24 protein-coding genes, 1 other RNA gene and 1 pseudogene are annotated in these 24020 nt (G+C 35.4%); 11 read left to right on the forward strand and 15 right to left on the reverse strand.

The features are described 5' to 3' along the window. Positions 1-91 precede the first annotated feature (91 nt). The 5 genes from gcvT to ABJ955_RS00305 all read left to right on the forward strand — a co-directional run bounded on the left by gcvT (position 92) and on the right by ABJ955_RS00305 (position 4104). Positions 92-1174, forward strand: a complete 1083-nt coding sequence (gene gcvT / locus ABJ955_RS00285; RefSeq protein ID WP_347372606.1) for a glycine cleavage system aminomethyltransferase GcvT — start codon at positions 92-94, stop codon at positions 1172-1174. Further along, the gene (locus ABJ955_RS00290) at positions 1174-2088 is read left to right on the forward strand and encodes a glutaminase (RefSeq protein ID WP_347372607.1); all 915 of its coding nucleotides are present in this window, start codon (positions 1174-1176) and stop codon (positions 2086-2088) included. Before gcvT ends, ABJ955_RS00290 begins: the two co-directional genes overlap by 1 nt. Before the next feature lie 19 nt (positions 2089-2107). Beyond that, complete coding sequence (locus ABJ955_RS00295) at positions 2108-2965, forward strand: sugar nucleotide-binding protein (RefSeq protein ID WP_347372608.1); 858 nt, start codon at positions 2108-2110, stop codon at positions 2963-2965. Positions 2966-2972: 7 nt separating this feature from the next. After that, positions 2973-3254, forward strand: coding sequence for a 4a-hydroxytetrahydrobiopterin dehydratase (locus ABJ955_RS00300; protein ID WP_347372609.1), 282 nt, complete (start codon positions 2973-2975; stop codon positions 3252-3254). Between the two features lie 127 nt (positions 3255-3381). Next, on the forward strand, positions 3382-4104 hold the full coding sequence (locus tag ABJ955_RS00305) for a YebC/PmpR family DNA-binding transcriptional regulator (RefSeq protein WP_347372610.1): 723 nt from the start codon (positions 3382-3384) through the stop codon (positions 4102-4104). A 50-nt stretch (positions 4105-4154) separates the two neighbouring features. Here the strand turns inward: ABJ955_RS00305 and ABJ955_RS00310 are convergent, their stop codons facing one another. The 5 genes and pseudogenes from ABJ955_RS00310 to ABJ955_RS00330 form a co-directional block, all read right to left on the reverse strand. Then, positions 4155-4691, reverse strand: a complete 537-nt coding sequence (locus tag ABJ955_RS00310; RefSeq protein ID WP_347372611.1) for a 1-acyl-sn-glycerol-3-phosphate acyltransferase — start codon at positions 4689-4691, stop codon at positions 4155-4157. 20 nt (positions 4692-4711) lie between these two features. After that, on the reverse strand, positions 4712-5770 hold the full coding sequence (locus ABJ955_RS00315) for an iron-containing alcohol dehydrogenase family protein (RefSeq protein ID WP_347374338.1): 1059 nt from the start codon (positions 5768-5770) through the stop codon (positions 4712-4714). A 51-nt stretch (positions 5771-5821) separates the two neighbouring features. Further along, positions 5822-6532 (reverse strand): annotated as a pseudogene (gene kdsB / locus ABJ955_RS00320) (3-deoxy-manno-octulosonate cytidylyltransferase); the annotation flags it as partial. A 50-nt stretch (positions 6533-6582) separates the two neighbouring features. Next, positions 6583-7161, reverse strand: coding sequence for a DUF4126 domain-containing protein (locus ABJ955_RS00325; RefSeq protein ID WP_347372612.1), 579 nt, complete (start codon positions 7159-7161; stop codon positions 6583-6585). A gap of 40 nt (positions 7162-7201) precedes the next feature. Further along, positions 7202-8626, reverse strand: coding sequence for an AAA family ATPase (locus ABJ955_RS00330; RefSeq protein WP_347374339.1), 1425 nt, complete (start codon positions 8624-8626; stop codon positions 7202-7204). Between the two features lie 127 nt (positions 8627-8753). Between ABJ955_RS00330 and ABJ955_RS00335 the strand changes: the two genes are divergently transcribed. The 3 genes from ABJ955_RS00335 to ABJ955_RS00345 are packed head-to-tail and all read left to right on the forward strand — an operon-like array spanning position 8754 to position 10757. After that, positions 8754-9413: a hypothetical protein gene (locus ABJ955_RS00335; RefSeq protein WP_347372613.1), complete on the forward strand. Its 660-nt coding sequence runs from the start codon at positions 8754-8756 to the stop codon at positions 9411-9413. Continuing rightward, positions 9394-10215 (forward strand): DUF3822 family protein, encoded by an 822-nt coding sequence (locus tag ABJ955_RS00340; RefSeq protein WP_347372614.1) that lies wholly within the window; start codon positions 9394-9396, stop codon positions 10213-10215. Before ABJ955_RS00335 ends, ABJ955_RS00340 begins: the two co-directional genes overlap by 20 nt. Further along, a complete protein-coding gene (locus tag ABJ955_RS00345) occupies positions 10215-10757 on the forward strand; it encodes an RsmD family RNA methyltransferase (protein ID WP_347372615.1) in 543 nt (180 codons plus the stop codon). Before ABJ955_RS00340 ends, ABJ955_RS00345 begins: the two co-directional genes overlap by 1 nt. A gap of 108 nt (positions 10758-10865) precedes the next feature. Here ABJ955_RS00345 and rnpB read toward each other — a convergent pair. Continuing rightward, positions 10866-11187, reverse strand: an RNA gene (rnpB, locus tag ABJ955_RS00350) — RNase P RNA component class A. 91 nt (positions 11188-11278) lie between these two features. Between rnpB and ABJ955_RS00355 the strand changes: the two genes are divergently transcribed. The 3 genes from ABJ955_RS00355 (at position 11279) to ABJ955_RS00365 (ending at position 14947) form a co-directional block, all read left to right on the forward strand. After that, positions 11279-13078 carry a DNA polymerase III subunit gamma/tau gene (locus tag ABJ955_RS00355; protein WP_347372616.1) on the forward strand — a complete coding sequence of 600 codons (1800 nt, stop codon included), beginning with the start codon at positions 11279-11281 and terminating at the stop codon, positions 13076-13078. An 82-nt stretch (positions 13079-13160) separates the two neighbouring features. Continuing rightward, positions 13161-13742: a tRNA-(ms[2]io[6]A)-hydroxylase gene (locus ABJ955_RS00360; protein WP_347372617.1), complete on the forward strand. Its 582-nt coding sequence runs from the start codon at positions 13161-13163 to the stop codon at positions 13740-13742. Between the two features lie 245 nt (positions 13743-13987). Continuing rightward, entirely contained in the window at positions 13988-14947 is a 960-nt protein-coding gene (locus tag ABJ955_RS00365; protein ID WP_347372618.1) for a hypothetical protein, read from the forward strand. Between the two features lie 120 nt (positions 14948-15067). Here the strand turns inward: ABJ955_RS00365 and ABJ955_RS00370 are convergent, their stop codons facing one another. The 9 genes from ABJ955_RS00370 to ABJ955_RS00410 all read right to left on the reverse strand — a co-directional run bounded on the left by ABJ955_RS00370 (position 15068) and on the right by ABJ955_RS00410 (position 24018). After that, positions 15068-15979 carry an exopolyphosphatase gene (locus ABJ955_RS00370; RefSeq protein ID WP_347372619.1) on the reverse strand — a complete coding sequence of 304 codons (912 nt, stop codon included), beginning with the start codon at positions 15977-15979 and terminating at the stop codon, positions 15068-15070. A gap of 1 nt (position 15980) precedes the next feature. Further along, entirely contained in the window at positions 15981-18077 is a 2097-nt protein-coding gene (gene ppk1 / locus ABJ955_RS00375) for a polyphosphate kinase 1 (protein ID WP_347372620.1), read from the reverse strand. Further along, entirely contained in the window at positions 18077-18562 is a 486-nt protein-coding gene (locus ABJ955_RS00380; RefSeq protein WP_347372621.1) for a histidine phosphatase family protein, read from the reverse strand. The genes ppk1 and ABJ955_RS00380 overlap by 1 nt, the downstream gene beginning before the upstream one ends. Before the next feature lie 68 nt (positions 18563-18630). Next, positions 18631-19275 carry a pyridoxamine 5'-phosphate oxidase gene (pdxH, locus tag ABJ955_RS00385; protein ID WP_347372622.1) on the reverse strand — a complete coding sequence of 215 codons (645 nt, stop codon included), beginning with the start codon at positions 19273-19275 and terminating at the stop codon, positions 18631-18633. A 74-nt stretch (positions 19276-19349) separates the two neighbouring features. Then, complete coding sequence (locus tag ABJ955_RS00390; RefSeq protein WP_347372623.1) at positions 19350-20255, reverse strand: ribonuclease Z; 906 nt, start codon at positions 20253-20255, stop codon at positions 19350-19352. Between the two features lie 64 nt (positions 20256-20319). Then, the gene (locus ABJ955_RS00395) at positions 20320-20655 is read right to left on the reverse strand and encodes a ribonuclease Z (protein ID WP_347372624.1); all 336 of its coding nucleotides are present in this window, start codon (positions 20653-20655) and stop codon (positions 20320-20322) included. Next, positions 20645-21583, reverse strand: coding sequence for an aspartate carbamoyltransferase catalytic subunit (locus tag ABJ955_RS00400; protein WP_347372625.1), 939 nt, complete (start codon positions 21581-21583; stop codon positions 20645-20647). The genes ABJ955_RS00395 and ABJ955_RS00400 overlap by 11 nt, the downstream gene beginning before the upstream one ends. A gap of 69 nt (positions 21584-21652) precedes the next feature. Continuing rightward, positions 21653-22192 (reverse strand): bifunctional pyr operon transcriptional regulator/uracil phosphoribosyltransferase PyrR, encoded by a 540-nt coding sequence (pyrR, locus tag ABJ955_RS00405; protein ID WP_347372626.1) that lies wholly within the window; start codon positions 22190-22192, stop codon positions 21653-21655. A 209-nt stretch (positions 22193-22401) separates the two neighbouring features. Next, positions 22402-24018 carry a S8 family serine peptidase gene (locus ABJ955_RS00410; protein ID WP_347372627.1) on the reverse strand — a complete coding sequence of 539 codons (1617 nt, stop codon included), beginning with the start codon at positions 24016-24018 and terminating at the stop codon, positions 22402-22404. Between the last annotated feature and the right edge of the window lie 2 nt (positions 24019-24020).

Consider the following 24020-nt stretch of genomic DNA (forward strand, 5'->3'; position numbering starts at 1 on the left):
TTTGTGAAAATTTTTAATGAAAGTCTGACAAAACTAATTATAAACTTATCTCTGAAATAACCACAGAGATTTCTGAATAAATAAAAATCATATGAAAAACACAGCACTTACACATATACACGAACAACTAGGCGCCAAAATGGTTCCTTTTGCAGGTTACAATATGCCTGTTTCATACGAAGGCGTTAATGCTGAACACGAAACAGTACGAAAAAGCGTTGGCGTTTTTGATGTTTCACATATGGGGGAGTTTTTAATAACGGGCCCTAATGCGCTCGACCTAATTCAGAAGGTATGTAGTAATGATGCTTCAAAACTTGTTGATGGACAAGCACAATACAGTTGTATTCCTAATGATACTGGTGGAATTGTTGACGATTTAATTATCTATAAACTAAAAGATGAAGAGTATTTACTGGTTGTAAATGCTTCAAATATTGATAAGGATTGGGGTTGGATTGAAAGTAAAAATACAATGAATGCCACTATGAGAAATCTTTCTGAAGATTATTCGCTGTTGGCAATACAAGGGCCAAAAGCTATTGAAGCAATGCAATCCTTAACCTCAGAAGATTTGAGCGCTATAAAATTTTACAATTTTAAAGTTTCAGATTTTGCAGGAATCGAGCATGTAATTATCAGCGCAACTGGATATACAGGAAGTGGTGGTTTTGAAATTTACTGTAAAAACAATGAAGTAGAACAAGTTTGGAATAAAGTTATGGAAGCTGGCAAAAAATTTGGAATTAAACCAATTGGACTTGCAGCACGTGACACACTTCGACTTGAAATGGGGTTTTGCCTATACGGAAATGATATAAACGATACTACTTCACCTCTAGAAGCTGGTCTGGGATGGATTACCAAATTCACTAAAGAGTTCACCAATTCAGAAAATTTGAAAAAACAGAAAGAAGAAGGTGTAAAAAGAAAACTTATTGGTTTTGAATTAAATGATCGTGGAATACCGCGTCATGATTATGAAATTGTAGATAAGGACGGTAAAAACATTGGTATCGTAACCAGCGGAACCATGGCGCCATCATTAAACAAAGGTATTGGAATGGGATATGTAACTATTGAAAATGCTACTACTGGGACTGAAATTTTTATCCAAATTAGAAACAAACCAGTAGCTGCAACGATTGTGAAAACTCCATTTTATAAAGGTTGATGCAGGAATACCAAGCTATTTTAGAGGAAATACATGCATCGCTTAAACGTATAGAAAATACAGGAGAAATTGCGAGCTATATTCCAGAATTGGCTACTATTTCTAAAGAAAAACTTGGAATTCATTTACAGCTAATTACTGGTGAAAACTATGCTGTTGGCGATGCTGCTGAAAAGTTTTCCATTCAAAGTATTTCAAAAGTATTTTCACTGGCGATGGCATTCCAGTTAGTAGGAAATAACCTGCTGGAGCGGGTAGACGTAGAACCTTCAGGGAACCCCTTTAATCATCTTTCGCTTTTAGAGCTAGAAAACGGAATTCCTAGAAACCCATTGATAAACTCGGGAGCCATTGTAATTGCTGATATTTTACTGTCAAACTTAAAAAACCCAAAAGAAGATTTTTTGGGCTTCGTGAGAAAATTAACGCATGATGATACCATTACCTACAATCAAAAAATAGCAGAATCGGAACGCATCACCGGTTTTAATAATTATGCTGCAGCAAATTTATTGAAGGCATACGGCAATCTTCACAATAAAGTTGAAGACGTTTTGGATTTTTATTTCCATCAATGTTCAATAATGATGGATTGTAAACAACTTACGAATGCATTTTTCGTATTTGCAAATAAAGGTAAGTGCTTAAAAAATATTCAACACTTAAATTCTAGCCAAGTAAAGCGTATAAACGCAATTATGCTTACTTGTGGCTTTTATGATGAAGCAGGCGAATTTGCATTTGAAGTCGGGTTACCAGGAAAAAGTGGTGTTGGTGGTGGTATTGTAGCACTTTTACCACATTGTTTTACAATTGCAACTTGGGCACCAGCTCTAAACCAAAAAGGAAATTCGTACTTAGGCATGCAGGCTTTGGAACAATTTACAACCAAAACAAAATTGTCCATTTTTTAAAATAGCAAGAAAGAGATTCATGGCGAAGAAAGAAGAAAAGCAGCGCGTTTTAATCTTGGGGGGCAGTGGCTTTATTGGCAATGCGCTTTATAAAGAGCTCCTCTCCTACTTTGAAACGCATTGTACATACTGCAAACAGCACGGAGCTTTTTCTGAAAATCAAGTATTTTATGATTACTCTGTTGAAGCAGATTCAATGCTTGTGTTATTGAATACGATAAAACCCACTGTTATAGTTTCTACCATAAATGGCGATTATAAAAATCTATTTGACGCACATCAACAACTGATAAATTATACGCTTCTCAACCCAAATTGTTCGGTTTTATACATATCTTCTTCAGAAGTATTTGACGGAAAAGTGAAGCATGCATCCTATGAAAATGATATAACTATCTCAAAAACTGCAGCGGGAAGGTTTAAAATTTCAATTGAAAAATTATTGCTGGAAACAATTCCTCAGCAAACCACAATTATAAGATTACCGATGGTTCTTGGTATAAATTCGCCTGAAATACTTCATCTACGTCAGTGTATTCGCCACAATGCAAATTTTGAAGTTTTCCCAAATTTGGTGCTTACAACCACCACAATAAGCAAAGTATGCCAACAAATACATTATATAATTAATAAATCACTTCGTGGAATTTTTCATTTGTCGAGTACAGATATGATTCACCACGAAGACCTTTTTCGGGAAATTGCTTCAAAAATGGGCGATAAAATGCCTATCTTTAAAAGTGTTTTTACAAGTAATGAAGACACTTATAACGCAATACTTACGAAAGAAAATAAATTACCAACTTCATATCAAATTTCTGTGATGGAGGTAATTGAGGCATCTAGCTTAAATGAGGAAATTGTATCAATTAAATAAAATAACTATGAAAGCTTTATCAGAAAAAGAAATAAACGAAAAATTAAAAGAAATTGAAGGTTGGGGGTATCATGAAGGCGCATTGCATACTGTTTTTGAATTTGATGATTTTAAGGAAGCTTTTTCAGCTATGACAAGAATTGCTTTTGAAGCCGAAAGACTTCAGCACCACCCAGAATGGAGCAATGTGTATAATTCATTAGAAATATATCTTTCTACGCACGATGCGGATGGTGTGACCGAGAAGGATTTTGAACTTGCAAAGATAATTGATACACTAATAGCGTAGAAATTACCGAGAAACGCTAGGTATTAAGTACTAAATTTTAAATAATTTAGGGTTTGGAATTTGGTTTTTTTTATATTTGATTCTTCTTTTAAAAAAGATACTAACAAATAGTAATAGACAATAATATATGGGAAGAGCTTTTGAATTCAGAAAAGCAAGAAAAATGAAGCGTTGGTCTGCAATGTCCAAGGCTTTTACACGCATTGGAAAAGATATTGTAATGGCTGTAAAAGAAGGCGGCCCCGATCCAGATGCAAACTCAAGGTTACGTGCCGTTATCCAAAATGCGAAGGCTGTAAACATGCCAAAAGACAATGTGGAACGTGCCATTAAGCGCGCAAGTGATAAAAGTTTAGGCGATTATAAAGAAGTGCTTTTTGAAGGCTATGCGCCACATGGTATCGCAATTTTAATAGAAACTGCAACCGATAACAACACCAGAACTGTTGCTAATATTCGCAGTTATTTCAATAAATGTGACGGCAGTATGGGTACTTCAGGCTCAGTATCTTTTATGTTCGACCATACGTGCAATTTCAGAATTAACCCTGAAGGTTTGGATATTGAGGAACTGGAACTTGAAATGATAGACCACGGAGTTGAGGAAATTTTTGAAGATGAAGATGGAATAATGATTTACGCTCCTTTTGAAAGTTTTGGTGCGATTCAGTCATATTTAGAAGAAAATAAAATTGAAATTCTTTCTTCTGGATTTGAACAAATTCCACAGGTTACAAAAAAATTGACTAAAGAAGAAGCTGCCGATGTTGAAAAACTCTTAGAAAAAATTGAAGAAGATGATGACGTGCAAAACGTATATCATACAATGGAGGAATCTTCGGAAGAGTAAAATTTACATATTTCATAAAAAAACGGCATCGTATTTACGATGCCGTTTTTTTATGAGTATTCAGATTTTTTCCCAACGACACCATCAAAATACGTGCGAAGAACTTTAGTGTCTATATCAATATTTCCTGTTGGAGAAAAAGCTTCATTAATTTTTATGGTCTTTTTTCCATAATCGAATGCTACGCAAATAATAGGTACATTGGCAGTCGTTGCGATATAGTAAAAACCCGTTTTCCATTTTAAAACTTTTTTTCGGGTGCCTTCGGGAGACATTGCCAAACGAAATTCTTTCTTATTTTTAAAAATTTCTGCAATTGCTTCTACTTTATTTTGCCCTGGCGTTCGGTCAAGTTTTTCTCCACCCGTCCAACGAAAATACCAACCAAAAGGCCATTTAAACAATTCCTTCTTGGCGATATAATTGATTTTCGTTTTTGTTAATCTACGCGTAAATAATCCAAGATAAAAATCGTGCCAACTGGTATGTGGCACAACGATAATCACTGCCTTTTTCACATTAGGATTAAAAGAGCCATCAATTTTCCAGCCCATCAATTTTTCAAAAACAAATTTTACAATTCCCATAAACCTGAATAGCTTTTAAACTACATTTTTAGATATAGCTCCTTTAGCTTTTCGTGTGTTATGATTGATTTCCAGTTGGCGCCTAGTGCATTTTCCCATAGTGGTACCATTCCTAAAGCCACACCTATCATTGTATCCATCTGTGTTTCTGAAATGTTTTTACAAATTTCTTGTGGAATTTCAATTTTATGTTTTAGCGTCATTTTTTTAAATAACAGCACATCTTTAGGATAAAATTCTTCCAAATGCTGAAAAACGATACAGTTACCAACACCGTGTTTCGTACCCAACACATACCCCAATCCATAACTCATAGCATGAGCAACCCCCACTTGGGAGTACGCGATGCTCATTCCGCCATGCCAGGAAGCCATCATTAATTTGGCACGTGATTCTTCTTCAGAAAGAGTGTCGTCTAAGAAAATTTCCATACATAGATCGTATGCTTTTTCGCCATAACTCTGACTAAAAGCATTTAAAAAAGTACCATTTAATGACTCTACGCAATGAATAAAGCAATCCATTCCTGTAAAAAACCATTGATTTTTTGAAACCCCTTTTGTCAGTTCTGGATCAAGAATTACTTGATCAAATGGTGTAAAGTCACTATTAATACCAAGTTTACGAACAGGACCTGTTAAAACGGTGGTCCGAGAAACTTCGGCACCAGTACCAGAAATTGTTGGAATACCTACGTGATAGACCGCTTTTTGTTTTACTAAATCCCAACCTTGATAATCGCTTGCACTACCCTTATTTGTAAGCATGATAGCCGTTGCTTTTGCCAAATCCATAACAGTGCCACCACCTATACCTATAATTCCAGCCGGTATAGTGGTAAATTCTGATTTTATACCTTTAACTAATGCATCTACTTGCGAGGTTCTTGGCTCATGAGCTGCTGAAATAAAAATTAACTTATCATTAAAACGAATTTTAATTCTATCAATGAACTCGGTATTTCCTTCAAAAACATCGTCTACCAAAAATATAAATGGCGCTTTTTCCTTTGCTTGTGAAGAAAGAATCGATGATAGTTGATTGAAACAGCCTTCACCAAACACTACTTTTGGCACCATTGGAAAATTCCGAAATTTATTATTTACAGTACTGTTAGGTGTATTTTGGGCTTTTAGTATTTCATTTGCTTTTGCAAGATCTTCTGGAGTATCAATCTCCACCCCAGTGGTATTAGAAATAGCCATCTTTATATTTTTGCCATATTCCAAATAACGAATGCATTCAATTTTTTCAACCGCTTCTAATGCGCGCATTGGCAAGCGGTAAAAATCCATAATAGCCTGCTTTCGAAACGCGTAAATTCCTTTGTGTTTATAATATTGAAGTGCTACATTTTTATCCCGTGGATATGGAATTGGAGAGCGCGAAAAATAAAGTGCAAAATTATCTTTATCAACAATTACCTTTACGGTATTGGGGTCATTAATTTCTTTCCAATCGTGAATTTCGGCCATTAAAGATGCTAAATCTATCTTTTCTGCATCAGGTTCATTAAAAACTGCCAATACTTTTTCCAAACCTTCGCGACTTGTAAATGGTTCGTCTCCTTGTACGTTTACCACTATATCTACATCCATATTTTCAACAGCTTCTGCAATACGGTCACTACCACAATCATGCTCCTTTAGGCTCATGATTGCCTTTCCGCCGTTTTGTTCTATTTCCTGAAAAATTACTTCACTATCTGTTACCACATATACTTCATCAAAAAGATTGGTGGCTTTTGCGGCTTCATAGGTTCGTACTATTACAGGTTTTCCTGCTAAATCCTGCATTAATTTTCCAGGAAATCTAGATGCGCCATAACGCGCGGGTATCATTGCTATTATTTTCAAGTCGTTTTTTTTATATGAATTCAAAAATAAGAAGATTAATTTCTTGGCAATCTTTTTTTCCGAAGCTTTTTATAAAATCTAAGTATCACAAAAAACAGAAAAATAACTAACACAAACGCTATAACGGGAACAAATATAGACGCAATTGCCATAACTATTGAGGTTCCAGTTTCCACCGTACTTATAACAGGATTAGCGATTCCGCCTGTTGTTACGGTAGATGTGAGTCGCGCAGCTGAAACATTCCCTTTTATTGCAGCCGCAGTTCCGCCCCCCGCTATTATAGCCAATGCCCAAGTTATAACTGGACTTAAATCTGTACTTGTAGCGACAACGACTGCCGTTCCAGCCACCGTTGCCAAGGGTAAAGCAATTGTATCCAGCATATTATCGAGCCAAGGAATATAATACCCAAAAATTTCGATGAGAGTGGCGACGCCCATCATTATAACTGCTGTAAGGCTTCCCACCCATTGCCAGCTTTCATTTAAAGGTATAATTTCATAATAACCCGCTAAACTTAAAATAAGTAATGGCAAAAAAACACGAAAACCTACTGCTGCAGCTAAGCCCACACCAAGAAATATACTTAGTATTATTTCAAATAGTTCCATATTTATTTATTGAGATGCTATAGTTGATGGTTATTTGATACTAATCTACAAAAAATTCATCCTTAAATCCTATTAAATAAAGTTTTTCCTGGGCTCGTGTTACCGCGGTATATAACCAACGAAGGTATTCTTTATCAATTCCGTTGGGAAGATAAGGTTGCTCCACAAAAACAGTATTCCATTGCCCTCCTTGCGATTTGTGGCATGTAATTGCATAGCTAAATTTTACCTGTAGTGCATTAAAATACTTATTGTTTTTTACAGCAAGAAACTTCTTATAGTTAGATTTTTCAGAAGCATAATCTTTCATTACTTCTTGATATAGGGTATTGGATTCTTCATATGAAAGTGAGGGGCTTTCAGAAGTAAGTGTATCTAAGAGTAGAACCGTTTCCAAGGGTTTCATAGTTGGGTAATCGACCATTCGTATTTTTACTTCTGCAAAACGAAACCCGTATAATTCCTTAAAAGCAAATATTTCTAAAACTTCCACTATATCACCATTAGCAATAAATCCAGCTTCGCTAAGATTATCCACCCAAAAATAATTGTTCTTTACTACCATTAAATAATCGCCTGCAGAAAGTTCCGATTCCTGAAAAAGAATACGTTGCCGGATGCTCTGGTTGTAAAGGTTGGCCCTTTTATTAGAACGCACTATAATAACAGTGTCTTCATTCCCTAAAGAAGAATAACAATCGTTGATGGCGTCCATAATTTCTTGTCCATCAGTAGGACGAATTATATCTGGAAAATGTATTCCTGAAAATTTAAAAGCTTCATAAAGCGCGTCGTCAAGGCGTTCCCGAATCCGCGTGGCATTTTCTAAAATACCACTGTCTTTTTGCTGCCTAACTACTTCATCCAATTCCAATGCTATTACATCCCGATTGTATTGCGTTTCTAGAAGTCTTGCGTCTAATGCTGGACTAATTGAAAGATGTACGGGTGGCAATTGCGCAGAATCTCCAATTAATAGTAACTTACAATTATGACCACTATAAACATACTGCATCAAATCGTCTAATAGGGAACCATTTTCAAAAAGCTTAGAATCCTGATTTATATCGGGAATCATCGAGGCTTCATCAACAATAAATATGGTGTCACGGTGTTTATTTACTTGAAGAGTAAAAGAAACAGTACCTGCTTTTCCGCTTTTTGGAAAATATATTTTTTTATGAATTGTATACGCTTGTTGCTTCGAATAATTGCTTATCACCTTTGCGGCTCTCCCTGTTGGGGCCAAAAGCACCGATTTTTTTTTTGCTTTTGAAAGGTTTTTAACCAAAGAACCTACGATAGTGGTTTTTCCAGTTCCCGCATATCCTTTGAGCAAAAAGGTTTCATTTTTGCTCGTACTTAGCGTAAATTTAGCCAATAATTGAAGGGCAATATCCTGCTTCGTAGTGGTGTTATGTGGAAAATCATTCTTTAAAAAACTGTAAAATTCTGATACATTCATCATTCGCTGCTGTCAATAAGGGTTTAAAGATAGGTATGATTTTTTCGCAATATACTTTTACGAACAAAAAAAAATTGTAGATTTGCGATAGACCTTTTAGTAAATCATCACTTAAATACAATTAATAATGAAATTAGTAATTCAGATTGTTCTTTGGATTGTCATAATCTTTTTAGGCTGGAAACTTTACAGCTCAGTTATGGGGCCAGTAAAATTTAACGAAATAAAAGAAGCGCGTTACGCCAAAGTAATTAAGAGTTTAAAAGATGTACAAGCTGCTGAACTTGCACATAAAGAAATTACCGGAAGTTTTACAGGTGATTGGGATAGCCTAGTGCGTTTTATTGACACTGCAAAATTTGCCATCACCCAAAGACGTGATACTAGCTACGCCGATGTTGCAAAAAATAAAGCCTATGGTATTGATCAAGGATATTTTATTGAAAAGTCTTTAATTGACACTTTAAGTTTTATGCCTGTTAAAGATTCGCTTTTCCAAGGTACCGATAGATACAAAAGAATGATGAATGTACCTATTGAAGGCATTGATGCAAAATTTGAACTTAAAGCAGGTAAAATTGAAAAGAACGATGCTGTTTATTCTGTTTTTGAAGCAAAAGTTTCTAAAGAAGCTATTCTTGGCGACTTAGACAAAGATCTTTTAGCGCAGGAAAAACAAGTGCAATCTGTAGATGGCGTTAACGGTCCAGATATTAAAGTAGGTTCTTTAGAGGACGTAAACACTACTGGAAACTGGCCAAAAATTTATGATTCTGCAAAAGACTAATAACATACACAATACTTTACAAAACAGACTGTCCGTTCAAGTTTCTTTGAACGGGCTTTCTTTTTTGGTAACAAATCCTGAAAAGACAGAAGTTCTATTCTTTATTGAAAAAAAATTAGATCACAGCACCACCCCAGAGGAGTTATTAATAGATGTTGAATCCATACTGGCAAATAACGAAATTCTAAACGAAAGCTTCTCAGTAGTATCCGTTATTTATGCTACACCAATTTACAGTCTTGTTCCAGCTCCAGTTTTCGATGAAACTAAAGCTAGTGAGTATTTAAAATTCAATTCAAAAATACTTGCAAACGATTATATTGCACACGATGTTTTACAACATTTAGACATTGTAGTGGTCTATGTTCCGTTTATGAACATCAATAATTTTTTCTTTGAAAAGTACGGTTCTTTTAATTACTACCATGCTACTTCAGTTTTACTAAAAACAATCCTGGAGCAAGAAAAATACTCACTTCCAAAAATGTATTTGCATTTTCAAAAGACCACCTTTGATTGTATTATTTTGAAAAATGGCACCTTAGAACTTTGCAACAGCTATACCTACAAAACTCCAGAAGATTTTATCTACTATACGCTTTTCTGTATGGAACAATTAAAACTGAACCCCGAGCACCTTCCTGTAGTACTTTGTGGAGAAATTGAAAAAGAAGATGCTAATTATAAAATTGCTTATAAATACATCCGAACTATAGAATTTGCAAATACAAATACTTCACAATTAAAAATTGATGCCGATGCTAATGCGCATTATCATTTTATTTTAAAAATGCACAAGTAATGCGAATAATTTCAGGAACATACAAAGGAAGACGATTAACTGCACCAAAAAACCTACCCGTTCGTCCCACAACAGATTTTGCAAAAGAAGCGCTTTTTAACATTCTGCGCGTGCGCTATTATTTTGATGAACTTACTGTTCTAGACCTTTTTAGTGGCACCGGAAATATTAGTTTTGAATTTGCCTCGCGCGGTGTTTCAAATATAACGTCGGTTGATGAAAATCACGGATGCATCCAATATATAAATAAAATTTCAGAAGAGTTTTCGTTTCCTATTCAAACAATAAAGGCAGATGTTTTTAAGTATTTAGAGAAGGCTTCAGGCGAATATGATGTGATTTTTGCTGACCCTCCGTATGATTTTGAAGTTGACCAACTTGAAAGTATTGTAAAAACTATTTTTGAAAAAAATATGTTGGAAGCAGAAGAAGGTGTCCTAGTAATTGAACATTCAAAAATGAATGACCTTTCGTCACTTGAACATTTTTCAGAAGCCAGAAAATACGGCGGCAATATTTTTAGTTTCTTTAGCTTGAAATAAAAATACTTCGCCTATACAAAGATCCATTTTAGGATTTTATACAATCATCCCAACTACTTCCTAAAAAAGTAATTCACAATTTTAGCTGCGAATTGGCAATAAATTTATAAAAAATGCAGGCCTATAAGCCGGGTTCTGTTACCGAAACTAGTTCGGCACCTTATCATTTATCTAGACGCTTTGTTGCCAAAACGCTCAATCTGCCTACCCTCCCGCATCGGGCGGGAACCCTCAAGCACAGGTTTACGTGGCATTTCACCGCATAGAGTTTACCTGGTTTCACTACAGCATTACCTGTACATTCTTTCTGTTGCACTTGTCCTAATTTCGAAACTAGTTCGAGACTGACGGCCGTTAGCCGCTATGCTTCCCTATGGTGCCCGGACTTTCCTTCCTAAAACTAGTTTAGAACGATAAGGCGGCCTGCTCTGCAAAAGTACTCCAATGTTAATAAATATGGGAAAATACAAACGTCTATTTTTTAAAAAACCATTGTACATCTTTATATTTGTTTCTACACTATGGAACACTTCATTGTATCTGCCAGAAAATATCGCCCCGCCGTTTTTAAAGACGTTGTAGGGCAACAGGCTATTACCAATACTTTGGAAAATGCTATAGAAAACAATCATCTTGCCCAAGCATTGCTTTTTACAGGCCCTCGTGGTGTCGGAAAAACCACATGTGCACGTATTCTTGCAAAAAAAATAAACCAAGATGGCAACGAAAAAGAAGGGGAGGATTTTGCGTTTAATATTTTTGAATTGGACGCAGCTTCTAATAACTCGGTTGATGATATTCGAAATTTAATCGATCAAGTTCGAATTCCACCACAGGTTGGAAAATACAAGGTTTATATTATTGATGAGGTACATATGCTCTCTTCTGCAGCTTTCAATGCATTTTTAAAAACCCTAGAAGAACCACCAAAACACGCCATTTTTATTTTAGCGACTACCGAAAAACACAAAATAATCCCAACCATACTTTCACGGTGCCAGATTTTTGATTTTAGAAGAATTGGGGTTCGTGATATTAAAGAGCATTTAGCTGAAGTTGCAAAAGCCGAAAACATTGAAGCCGAAGACGACGCCCTGCACATTATTGCTCAAAAAGCTGATGGTGCTTTGCGTGATGCCCTTTCCATTTTTGATCGAGTGGTTAGTTTTGCAGGAAAAAACCTTACCCGTGAAGCCGTTACCGAAAATCTTAATGTTTTAGACTATACTTGGTATTTTCAGCTTACAGATTTGCTTTTAGAAAACAACATTCCGCAAGTATTACTCACCTATAATGATATTCTTTCCAAAGGTTTTGATGGACATCATTTTATAATGGGGCTTGCCTCACATTTCAGGGATTTATTGGTTAGTAAAAATCAAGAAACCATTGCACTTTTAGAAGTCGGCGAACAAGTAAAGGCTATGTACTTTGAGCAATCACAGAAAACAAGTTCAGAGTTTTTAATTGATGGGATTGACATTGCAAACACAAGCGATTTAAGGTATAAAAACAGTCAAAACCAACGCCTGCTCGTCGAGCTTTGTTTAATGCAGCTTGCTTCCCTGACGTTTCAGGGCGAAAAAAAAAACTCCAATAGCGACGGGTATTTCGTAATACCCCCCTCCCATTTTAAAAGTGAAAAATATACTGTAGAAAAAATAACCTCTGCAGGAAGTGTGGAATCAAAACCTATCCTAAAGGTTGAAGAGTATAAGGTTAATAAACCTGCAGCACAAATTTCTACTGAAACTAGTTCTGGAGTAAATACTTTAACTGAAGAAAAGACAGTTAAAAAAATAGCGGCTGAAGTACCTCAAACACTCATTGAAAAGCCACAAATTCTTACGGAGCGAAATGCCAAAAAAGTTTCCGCACTCTCCATAAAAAGCATTCAAAAAAAGCAGGAAATAAAGCAAGAGTTGGTTGCAAATCAGCCGGATGTAGAAAACCTTCCTATGACTGAATTTTCTGAAAAAGAAATGCAAGCCGCTTGGAAAGAATACACTACGGCAATTGAAACGGACGGAAAATACAATCTACTTTCGCATTTAACGATGGGCGTTCCAAAATTGGAAGGTTCCATTATCCATTTAGAGTTTCCAAACCAAACCATCAAAACTGAAGTAGAACGCGCAAAGTATGAGCTACTTGGTTTTTTACGTGAAAAACTTCAAAATTACAACGTGGATTTAGACATAACCGTGAATGAAACCACCGAAAAACGATATGCATATACCACCCGTGAAAAATTTGAAAAAATGAAAGAAATGAATCCATTGATAGATAAGTTGCGAATGGAATTTGATTTAGATATATAGCCCCCCTAACTCCCAAAAAGGGAACGAAAATTTAAAAGAAGTTACACAATCAAAAATTTTTAATCTTTAATCGTTAATCAAAATGTTAGGCTTAAAACTACCTACAGACCCACGTTGGGTAAATATTGTTGAAAAAAACATAGAAGACATTCTTACCGATCACGCTTGGTGCGAGCAGAAAGCAGCTTCCACAGCGGTTTCTTTGATAGTTAGTTTTCCTGAATACACAGATTTAATACAAGAAATGATTGCTTTAGTGAAAGAAGAAATCAGTCATTTTAAGATGGTTCACGATAAAATTTTAGAAAACGGATGGGTTTTGGGGCGCGATAGAAAAGACGAATATGTATTACAAATTATACAGTTTTTTCCAAAAGGCGGAAGTAGAACGACACAACTTGTGCATAGATTATTATATGCAGCCTTAATTGAAGCCCGCAGCTGTGAGCGCTTTAGACTGCTTAGCGAGCAATTGGAAGATAAAGAACTTGCTGAATTTTATAGAAAACTAATGGTAAGTGAAGCAAATCATTACACCATGTTTCTCGGTTTTGCACGTCAATATGGCGATAGAAAAGAAGTGGATCAAAAATGGAGCGAACTACTTTCATTTGAAGCCAAAGTAATGAAAGACCTCGGTAAACACCAGTCTATACATGGCTAAGCTTGAAATTAATAAATACATCCTTTTTACTAGCAAATGCCCTAAATATACTTTTCAACTATTTTGTTATACTCATTAAAGTATTTTTGGCAGGATAAGTAAATTACTTCCTATAAAATACCTCAACAAACTTATAAGTACCGTTTTTTTTAAATTGAATCATATATACCTACATATAGGTATATGATTGATTATGCTATTAAAATACTTTTGCGAAAAATTATTTTAAACAAAAGCATAAACCAATGAAAAACACTTTGAAAGTCTTATGCCTACTAGTATTAATACTACTACTAGGATGTACAAAAGAGGATGAAAACCCAGATGAAACTATTTTAGGATCCACCGATTGCACAGAGTGGAACTATTTTAATTCAGGGTGTTTAAGCAGTTTACCTAATGGATCTGGTTCATTTGAGGCGGGCATAAGAAGTAATGCGTGTATTATTTCTGAAACAGATGATCTTATAACTGTAAAGGTAATAATTGAACCTACAAACGGAGGTATCAGTGATGATGAGGAGTATGAAGGAATTAAAATATTTTTCAGCAATGGAGAAAAAATCGAGCTCAGTAAAAGTGAGTTTAATAATGGGGGCGCGATTGAAAGAACAATTACTGCCATTAAAGTAACTTTAGATCCTTACCTTTTAAACAATTGGACTAGCGCAAGCGCTTCATTATTTGTTACCGCAGAATGTATAAAAACCGTTGTTCAAAATGAGAAAACAGTACAAGAATTAATTGATGAAGGAGTCTCTCTAGATGATATTAGAAAAGTATATGGATTTTATTATACAGATATCTATGGAAAAAAATATTTAGATGGCATCATAATACATTTAGGCATTAACACAAGTACTGGAGAAATTCTAGGAGGTACAGTTATGGCACCACAGGACCATTATGAAGAATTAAATTGGGATGATGCTATGGCAACATTTCCGGATTCAGCAGCACCTGGGTCACATGGAAAGTGGGCGATACCATGGTCAAAAGATTTTGAATATATGATTTTAAATATCGTGGCTAGTACTGAAACACATTCCATTTGGAATAGCCCAAGAGGTTATTATTGGACTCCAGAAATAGTTAATGACGGTTTTGGATCATCTGCAGTGGGATTCTATCCTGAGGGTGGAGGCCTTAGATTTGAAGCATTTAAATTCAGAGAACATAAAATTAGGCTAATAAAAACTTTCTAAAATAGTAAAGGATTTTTATATCCAATAAGCGATAGCACCTAAAAATAGCTGGATATGTTCCAGCTATTTTTAATATTCTATAGTACCTACGTAAAATGGGTACTTTATTTCAGATTTTTTTTAATTTATTTCGAGTTTCGCCGCAAGTTTTTCGTTATAAAGACTTTTAATTATTCCATCACTAAGTCCAATTTTAGGGACAAAAATGTTTTTGGCTTTACTCCATTTCATTGCAGAAAGATAAATACGCGTTGCGGGAACTACAACATCTGCGCGATCTGGATTCATATTTAGCTCGGTAATACGCTCATCGTAGCTAAAGGATTTTATGTATTCGTAATAAGAAGACAGGTAAAAATAGCTCAATGGTTTTCCTATTTTTTTTCCACTGCTTTTATAGATACTATTTATGTTACCACCACTACCAATCATAGAGATTTTATGATACTTCTTGGTCTCTTTTTTAATCCAAAGTTCCACATCTTGCCACATACTATCGCCCACACGATCTTCTAACAAACGTACTGTTCCAAGCTTAAAACTACGTGAAGCTACATTTTGACCGTTTGCGAACACAGTAAATTCCGTGCTTCCACCACCAACATCTACATATAGAAAAACTTTATCGTCCTGAATAAGGCTTTTTAAATCTGTAGAAGCAATAATAGCGGCCTCATCATTACCATCAATAATATTTATGGTTAGACCACTTTCTTTTTTAATTAACTCAGCTATTTCTTTTCCGTTGGAAGCCTCACGCATTGCTGAAGTAGCACATGCACGAAACCTTTTTATTCCATGGGTTTTCATTAATAATTTAAATGCCGTCATGGCATCAATCATACGCTTTGCATTACTTTCAGAAATTTTTCCTTCTAAAAAAACGTCTGCCCCCAAACGAATAGGAACACGTACCAAAGATGTTTTTTTAAACAAGGTGTCTTTTCCCTCTTCTTCAACCACCGTGGCAACAAGTAGACGAATGGCATTACTACCAATATCTACCGCACCGTATTTTTCAATATTCAACAAATTATTTTAGTTCTAGTTTATTTAAATAATAATCATACATTTTGAATTGCGATCTTACGGGTGGCTTGTTATTTTTTAAATAGGCATTATCATTTTTTATACTAAAAACACGTGCCTTTACATTATCACTCCATCCAATTTCAAAGTTTTCAAGAATCTCTTTTTTTATGTCTTCATCATAAATTGGACATGCAATTTCTACTCTATTGTCTAAATTTCTTCCCATAAAATCTGCGGAAGAAATATATATTTTTGGGTTTCCTGCATTTTCAAAAATATAGAGTCTAGGATGTTCTAGAAATTTACCTACAATACTAATTGCTTCAATGTTTTCACTCATTCCCTTTACTCCGGGAATCAGACAACAAATACCGCGAACAATCATTTTTATCTTTACCCCTGCGCGACTCGCTTCATATAGTTTATCAATCATTTTGAAATCGGATAGGCTATTTAATTTTAGCTTAATTCCGCTTGGAAGACCTGCTTTTTTATTCTTTATTTCCGTGTCAATTAATTGATAGAGTGCGTTACGAGTGTAATGTGGCGATACTATTAAATGATTGTACTTTTTTACGCGATAATTAACTTCAAAGAAATCAAAAACTTTATTAATTTCTTTACAAATTTTTTGGTTTGCCGTAAAAAGAGTGTAATCTGTATAAAGCCTTGCCGTAGATTCATTAAAGTTTCCAGTACTTAAAATTCCATAGCGTACCTTTTTATTATTTTCTATTCTTTCAACCAAACAAGTTTTACAGTGAACCTTTAGGCCTTTTACACCAAAAATTAGTCTGATATCTTCACTTTGCAGCAATTCTGCATATTCAATATTTGCTTCTTCGTCAAAACGTGCTTGCAGCTCTATTTGAACAGTAACATCTTTGCCATTTTTCTTCGCATTGATAAGCGAACTAGCAATATGCGATACTTCTGCCAAACGGTAAATGGTAATTTTAATTGATTTCACTTTTGGGTCTAGTGCCGCTTCACGTAAAAACTTAACCACATACATAAAAGTTTGATAAGGTGTGTGAAGCAAATAATCCTTTTCAGCAATCCTATCAAACAAACTTCCTTGTAAACTTAGACCTGCAATAGGCAAAGGTTCCTTTTTTTTATATTGAAGATCGGGTCTTCCCAAACGAGGGAAATTCATATAATCACGCCGATTGTGGTAACGGCCACCAGGAATAATACTATCGGTTTTGTCGATTCCCATTTTTTGAAGCAGGTATTGAAGCGTTCTTTTGTCGATACTTTTATCATATACAAAACGAACCGGATCGCCTGCACTTCTATTTTTTACACTTTTTGAAATTTTATCAATAAAACTTCGGCTTAAATCACTGTCAATATCTAGTTCGGCATCACGTGTAATTTTAATCATATGTGCCGAAATACTTTCATATTTAAATATGCTAAAAATATTATGCAAACAATGACGAATAAGGTCGTCTAAAATGATAACATATTGCTTTTCGCCCTCCTGTGGCAGTACCACAAAACGATCTATAGTACGCGGAATTTCTATAAGTGCATAGTTATGTTTTGCTTCAAAAGTATCGTCGTCATTACGCATTACCATTGTTACGGCCAGATAGGCAGCACTATCGCGCAAGTTGGGAAACTCATCCAATTCCCCAATCATAATCGTCATCATTGCAGGGCTAACTTGGCGCACAAAATATTCTGAAATAAACTTACTTTGCTCCCGAGTAATTTCAGTTTCGTTTATAATAAAAATATTTTCTTTACGAAGCTCTTTTTGAATATCGCTTAGAATGTTTAAGCTATATGCCTGCTGGTCAATAACTGTTTGAGTAATTTCTTCTAAAAGATCTTTTGCTGAAATACCACCCAAAAAATTACGTCCCAGCTTTCCAGCATCAACAATCCGTTTAATGGTTGCGTAGCGAACTTTAAAAAATTCATCAAGATTATTTGAGAAAATTCCTAAAAAGCGAAGTCGTTCCAATAAAGGCAATTTTTTATCTTTTGCCTCCTGTAACACACGCGCGTTAAACTGCAACCAGCTTAATTCCCGGTTGTTGTATTGGTTATGGACATGGGGATGGGCTACTATTTTTTCAGTCATTATTTAAGATCCCGTGGGAAAATTGTTTTTACGGTTTTACCCGTAGTTATAGAATTCCATTTTTTTTCGTCAAATTCAAGCATTACAAAGCCGCAAGTAGGAACATTTTCAATATAACGGTTTCCAAGCATATTTACAACAGAAGTAAGCGCATGATTATGCCCAACGATCATTATGCTTTCCAAATCATCATCCAAAGATTTAATAATTCGCATCACATTTTGCCCGCTAAAATCATATAAATCGTGGTTGGTTTCAAAATTTGCATCAGAAATATTTAATGTTTTTTTAAAAAATTGTGCGGTTTCAAAAGCACGTGTAGCATCACTACTTAGCATTTTTTGTGGGGGTTCTATCTCCGAATTTACTTTTTTCGAGACTAATCTTCCATCGCGTTCGCCTCTGTTTTTTAATGGGCGCTTATGGTCGTCAACATCGTGTTTCCAGGATGATTTTGCGTGTCTTACCAAGTAAAGTGTTTTCATTTTTTATCAATTGTTGTTTGACTTATAATTAGCTTATTATTTATGAAGCAGTAAATTCAATAAAAACATCAAGGTGCTAACCTTTCAATTAACCAATCATTGGTTTTTAAAGTATAACGAATCCTGTCGTGCAATCGATTGGGTCTTCCTTGCCAAAATTCAATTGAAATAGGTTTTACTAAAAACCCACCCCAATCATCGGGTTTTGGCACTTCTTTATTTTCGTATTTTTTTTCGAGTTCGGCTAAGTTTTTTTCTATAACTTCTCGAGAAGCTACAACTTCGCTCTGGTGCGAAACGGCTGCTCCCAACTGGCTTCCTTTTGGTCTGGAATGAAAATAATTGGTAGAATCTGCTTCTGAAGTTTTTTCTACAGTTCCTTTAATAATTATTTGGCGTTCCATATTTGGCCAAAAAAATGACAGCGACACCTTATTGTTATTAGCTATAGCCTTACCTTTTTCACTGTTGTAATTGGTGTAAAAATAAAAACCGTATTCATCATATTTTTTAAGAAGTACCACTCTTCCTTTCGGAAAACCATCTGTTCCAATTGTAGTGAGTGTCATTGCATTTACTTCATCCACACCCCCACTTTCTTTTACTTCAAAAAACCATTTCCGGAATTGTTGCATCGGGTTTTCATCTACAGAAACTTTAGAGAGTTCTCCTTTTTCGTAGGATTTTCGGTACTCATGGAGCTTTTCGGGCATAATTCATGTTTTACCGCAAGTTAAGTGTTTTAAATAATCTTTAAAACAGTGGATTATTAAATCTGTATTAAAATTTAAAAAGAAAAAACGGCACCATCTTCCGCTAATTTTACTGCATCAAAAACCTCTTGTGCTTCGTCTTTAAAGGGGTTTAGATTTCCATAACGTCCCGAATAATGGCCAAGAATCAAAGTACCTACTTTTGCTTTTCTAGCAATTACGGCCGCCTCTTTTGCGGTGCTATGCTTGGTTTTATCGCAAAGATGATGGTGCTCTTCCAAAAATGTAGCTTCATGATAAAGCACCGTAGCTCCTTCAATTTGAGGAACTATTTCAGGACTATATGCGGTATCGCTACAATAGGCGTAGGATTTTGCAGGAGGTGGATCGAAGGTTATTTCAGCATTCGAAATAAGTTTACCAGCATTGTTTTCAACATCAAAACCTTGTTTTATTTTATTGAAATAACTCAAATCGATATTGGCAGCTCGCGCAGCTTCAATATTTAATTTTCGGGCTTCTGGTTTTTCTCTAAAGAAAAAACCATTTGTATATACCCTATGCTTTAATGGAATGGTTGCTACCGTTAGTGTATCGTCTTCAAAAATAAGTTCAGGAGTTTTCTTTTCCAACTCATGAAAATACAACGGATAATTAGTGTACGCTTTTCCAAGTTTTAAAAGAAGTAAAATAGCTTCCTTTATCCCTTTTGGACCATATATATGAAGTTCTGCATCCCTTCCCAATAATAAAAAAGTTGAAATCAAGCCCGGCAAGCCAAAAAAGTGATCGCCATGCAAATGAGAGATAAATATATGTTTGATTCGAGAAAATTTGACTTTATACTTTCGTAGTTGCACCTGCGTACCTTCGCCACAATCTATCAAAAAAAGATGTCCTTTTATTTCCAAAACTTGTGCGGTAGGGTGTGCAGAAGCAGTTGGTGTAGCAGAATGACAACCTAAGATTGTTAGTTTCATAAATAAGTATTCAGTAAGCAGTTACAGTAGGCTGTATTTAAAAAATATGATTCCTGGACGTTTATTAAAAGCCCAGGTCTCTTTCTATTTCTTCCATTTCAATAATATCTTCCGCTTCTTGAAGGGTTGGCACTACAGTCATTTCAAAAGGAATATCATCAATTTCGATAGCATCATTCACGATAACAAAGGATTGTTTTGTTTTACGATGAAGGTTGGAAGTTTTTAAGAACATTAATAATTCTGGAAGTTCCATTGATTCGTAGTTTAAAAGGTTTAAAACTACATTTTGACCTTTATATTTTGAAGGCACTTGGGTTTCAATAAAGGAAGCAAAGTCCATTATATCGTTCTTTTCATCCTCAAGGACCACAAAATTGTTATGATTCTTAATCTTCATGATGTTTTATTTTAGAAGCCAATAAATAAATTACAGCCATCCGAATGGCCACCCCATTTTGTACTTGTTCTAAGATAATAGATTGTTTGCTGTCTGCGACATCACTTGTAATTTCAACACCACGGTTTATAGGGCCTGGGTGCATTACTACAATTTCTTTATTTAGCGAATCGAGCAAGTTTTTATTTAGGCCAAACTGCTGAGTGTATTCTCTAGTTGTGGGGAAATAACTAATATCCATCCGTTCGTTTTGAACGCGTAGCATATTCGCCACATCACACCATTCTAATGCTTTGCGAAGATTCGTTTCAACCGCCACATTTAATTTTTCTATGTGTTTTGGAAGAAGCGTTTTTGGGCCACATACTTTTACGGTAGCACCAAGTTTTTGAAGTGCAAAAATATTAGACAATGCTACACGCGAATGCAAAATATCTCCAACAATCACTACTTTCTTTCCAGCAACATCCCCTAATTTTTCACGTATGGAATAACTGTCTAGCAAGGCTTGGGTTGGGTGTTCGTGCGCCCCGTCTCCAGCATTAATTATACTTGCAGCAACATGTTTTGAAAGAAAAACGCCAGCTCCAGGATTGGGATGACGCATAACCACCATATCTACTTTCATTGAGAGAATGTTGTTTACCGTATCTATAAGCGTCTCGCCCTTAGTTACTGAAGAACTGGAGGAAGCAAAGTTTATAACATCTGCAGAAAGTCTTTTCTCTGCTAGTTCAAAAGATAATTTTGTTCGGGTACTATTTTCAAAAAAAAGATTGGCAATGGTAATATCGCGAAGTGAAGGGACTTTTTTAATTGGCCGATTAATAACTTCTTTGAAATGATCTGCCGTTTCGAAGATAAGTTGGATATCAGCTTCGGTTATATACTTTATTCCCAGTAAGTGGTTTACACTTAATTCGCTCATTTGTATTTCTTATATTTCCCCTTTTGACTTTGCCCTAGGCATAATCGCCGAGCAGAGTCGAAAGCGATATTAATTCTTGACTAAATATACAGCGTCTTCACCCTCATTTTCCTTCCAGCAAACTTTTACTTTTTCACCATTTATGGCATCTACTTGCCTTCCACGATAATCTGGTTGAATTGGTAAATGGCGACTAAAACGGCGGTCAATTAAGGTTAGAAGTTCAATTTCTAATGGTCTTCCAAAAGATTGCATTGCGGTTAAAGCAGACCGAATGCTTCGTCCTGTAAAAAGAACATCATCAATAAAAACCACTTTTTTATCTTCAACTATAAAATCGATATTGGTTTTATTAGCTTCAAGTGGTTTTTCACTTCTTCGGAAATCATCACGATAAAAAGTGATGTCTAAATATCCTAGCTTTATGTTTTTAATTTTATAATCCGTTTCCAGTAGGGTTTTCAGCCGTTTAGCCAAATAAACACCTCTAGGCTGAATGCCTATAAGAACAGTTTTTGAAAAGTCGTCGTGTTTTTCAATCAATTGGCAAGCCAAACGGTTAAGCGCAATGTTTATCTCGGTTGCGTTCAATAACACTTTTTGGCTCATAGAAGTTCTGAATTAGATTCAGAATACAAATTTAAAATAATTATTTTGAATTTACGATGCACGATGCACATATTACAGTATAAACATTAATCTTGCGTTAGAAAGTGCTATAATAGTGCATCATTTGAATTTCATCAATTTGGATATTAGAAACAAAAAAAACCTCTCCAAAAAAATGGAAAGGCTTCAAATTTAGGCTATTAAAAATATTATTCCTTTATTATCATTTTGTTGTAACTAGTTGTATCTCCTTTAAACACAACTTTTACAATATAGACACCATTTTTTAATGAGCTTATATCTACTAAAGGTGTCCCAGACAGACTGATATCTTTAATCAATCTTCCATCAAGACTATACACAGTTATTGTTTCCATAGCTAAATCTCCTTCATAGGAAATGGAAAGGATTCCATTTGTTGGATTGGGGTATAATGCAAATTTATTTGTGTTGAATGCTGTAATTGACATAGTTTCACATTCGCCCATTAATGCAAGTAGAGAGTTATTAAGATTGAGCCTTCCTCCAGTTGTTGTAATTCCTTCCAGTGAGGCATTGGGATCTACTCCCGCAAAAATATAGTCTCTAACATTCTTTGCGGCTTGTGCAGGATCTGATTTTGCTAAATCTGCAAAATTTTGGCAGGGTGCCGAATAGAGCAAAGCGATAGCTCCGGTTACGTGTGGGGTTGCACCAGAGGTACCTCCAAACCCGCCATAACTATTCCCGATTGCCGTAGTGTATGCTCCAGAACCATGTGCTCCCAGATCAATTGTCTCCAAACCATACCCTGCATTAGTGACTTTAGTATCTGTAATATCCATATTGGTTACGGTAATTAAATATTCACTCGGACATGCCGTTGGTAAATCGCCCACTTCGTCTATATTATAATTACCATTTGCGGTCGCAGCACAACTTAAAATTCCATTTTCCCCTAATGTATCGTATAAAGCACACCATAATGGCGCGTCATCCGGATTACCAAAATCGATACCCCAAGAAGCATTGGTAGACACAACAAAAGCTCCTTCTGCGCCATCAGTATTATTATAGAGCATTCTGGCTTCTAAGGCATAGCTATAGGCTTCAATTACTTTCGCTTCATTTGTATTGAAATCATTTTTAATAATCATGACCTTCACATCCCAATTAACACCTGTTACACCTATCTCGTTATTTCCTTTAGCCCCTATTATCCCCGCAACTGGGGTTCCATGTAACCCACCAGAAATATTATCATCGTTAGTAATGATACTCCACCCACGCGAATCATCTATATAATTATTGCCATCATCATCAATATTATTATTTGGAATTTCATTTTCATTAATCCAAAGATTGTCTTCAAAATCTTCATGATTTAAATCAATTCCATCATCTAAGACTGCTGCAACAATAACATCACCGTTCATTGTTGTTCCTCCAGTGGTTATATCCCAAGCTTCGTCTGCATCAATATCTTTATCATTATCTTGCCAGTATTGCCATTGATCTACAAACCCTTCATCGTTAGGGACAGTGATACGAGATTTTATTTTGTGATTTTTTTGTGCTACCAAAACATTTTCATTTCTATATAATTGAGCTATTGCCATACTTTCTGTCATTTCGGAAGGCACTAGCTGCAACAGCCAAATATTCATAGGTCGCGAAATAAGCTTTGCATCTGCAATAGCCACTTCAGGAATCTGATTTGTCAGTGATTCTATTGGAGCTTTTTCACGTAATTGAACAAGCACTTCATTTTGCTCAAACTCGGCTACTTGTGCATTGTTTATAAAAAAAGATGTCAGGGCAAGCGTAAATACGAATAATTTTTTCATGA

The organism is Aequorivita sp. Q41, from assembly GCF_039831855.1.
Classification (GTDB): Bacteria; Bacteroidota; Bacteroidia; order Flavobacteriales; family Flavobacteriaceae; genus Aequorivita.

What these genes read in the sequence shown, in the direction of transcription:
- gcvT (WP_347372606.1), top strand. Translation starts at nt 92, where the DNA reads ATGAAAAACACAGCACTTACACATATACACGAACAACTAGGCGCCAAA.
- ABJ955_RS00290 (WP_347372607.1), top strand. Translation starts at nt 1,174, where the DNA reads ATGCAGGAATACCAAGCTATTTTAGAGGAAATACATGCATCGCTTAAA.
- ABJ955_RS00295 (WP_347372608.1), top strand. Translation starts at nt 2,108, where the DNA reads ATGGCGAAGAAAGAAGAAAAGCAGCGCGTTTTAATCTTGGGGGGCAGT.
- ABJ955_RS00300 (WP_347372609.1), top strand. Translation starts at nt 2,973, where the DNA reads ATGAAAGCTTTATCAGAAAAAGAAATAAACGAAAAATTAAAAGAAATT.
- ABJ955_RS00305 (WP_347372610.1), top strand. Translation starts at nt 3,382, where the DNA reads ATGGGAAGAGCTTTTGAATTCAGAAAAGCAAGAAAAATGAAGCGTTGG.
- ABJ955_RS00310 (WP_347372611.1), bottom strand. Translation starts at nt 4,691, where the DNA reads ATGGGAATTGTAAAATTTGTTTTTGAAAAATTGATGGGCTGGAAAATT.
- ABJ955_RS00315 (WP_347374338.1), bottom strand. Translation starts at nt 5,770, where the DNA reads ATGGTGCCAAAAGTAGTGTTTGGTGAAGGCTGTTTCAATCAACTATCA.
- ABJ955_RS00325 (WP_347372612.1), bottom strand. Translation starts at nt 7,161, where the DNA reads ATGGAACTATTTGAAATAATACTAAGTATATTTCTTGGTGTGGGCTTA.
- ABJ955_RS00330 (WP_347374339.1), bottom strand. Translation starts at nt 8,626, where the DNA reads ATGAATGTATCAGAATTTTACAGTTTTTTAAAGAATGATTTTCCACAT.
- ABJ955_RS00335 (WP_347372613.1), top strand. Translation starts at nt 8,754, where the DNA reads ATGAAATTAGTAATTCAGATTGTTCTTTGGATTGTCATAATCTTTTTA.
- ABJ955_RS00340 (WP_347372614.1), top strand. Translation starts at nt 9,394, where the DNA reads ATGATTCTGCAAAAGACTAATAACATACACAATACTTTACAAAACAGA.
- ABJ955_RS00345 (WP_347372615.1), top strand. Translation starts at nt 10,215, where the DNA reads ATGCGAATAATTTCAGGAACATACAAAGGAAGACGATTAACTGCACCA.
- ABJ955_RS00355 (WP_347372616.1), top strand. Translation starts at nt 11,279, where the DNA reads ATGGAACACTTCATTGTATCTGCCAGAAAATATCGCCCCGCCGTTTTT.
- ABJ955_RS00360 (WP_347372617.1), top strand. Translation starts at nt 13,161, where the DNA reads ATGTTAGGCTTAAAACTACCTACAGACCCACGTTGGGTAAATATTGTT.
- ABJ955_RS00365 (WP_347372618.1), top strand. Translation starts at nt 13,988, where the DNA reads ATGAAAAACACTTTGAAAGTCTTATGCCTACTAGTATTAATACTACTA.
- ppk1 (WP_347372620.1), bottom strand. Translation starts at nt 18,077, where the DNA reads ATGACTGAAAAAATAGTAGCCCATCCCCATGTCCATAACCAATACAAC.
- ABJ955_RS00380 (WP_347372621.1), bottom strand. Translation starts at nt 18,562, where the DNA reads ATGAAAACACTTTACTTGGTAAGACACGCAAAATCATCCTGGAAACAC.
- pdxH (WP_347372622.1), bottom strand. Translation starts at nt 19,275, where the DNA reads ATGCCCGAAAAGCTCCATGAGTACCGAAAATCCTACGAAAAAGGAGAA.
- ABJ955_RS00390 (WP_347372623.1), bottom strand. Translation starts at nt 20,255, where the DNA reads ATGAAACTAACAATCTTAGGTTGTCATTCTGCTACACCAACTGCTTCT.
- ABJ955_RS00395 (WP_347372624.1), bottom strand. Translation starts at nt 20,655, where the DNA reads ATGAAGATTAAGAATCATAACAATTTTGTGGTCCTTGAGGATGAAAAG.
- ABJ955_RS00400 (WP_347372625.1), bottom strand. Translation starts at nt 21,583, where the DNA reads ATGAGCGAATTAAGTGTAAACCACTTACTGGGAATAAAGTATATAACC.
- pyrR (WP_347372626.1), bottom strand. Translation starts at nt 22,192, where the DNA reads ATGAGCCAAAAAGTGTTATTGAACGCAACCGAGATAAACATTGCGCTT.
- ABJ955_RS00410 (WP_347372627.1), bottom strand. Translation starts at nt 24,018, where the DNA reads ATGAAAAAATTATTCGTATTTACGCTTGCCCTGACATCTTTTTTTATA.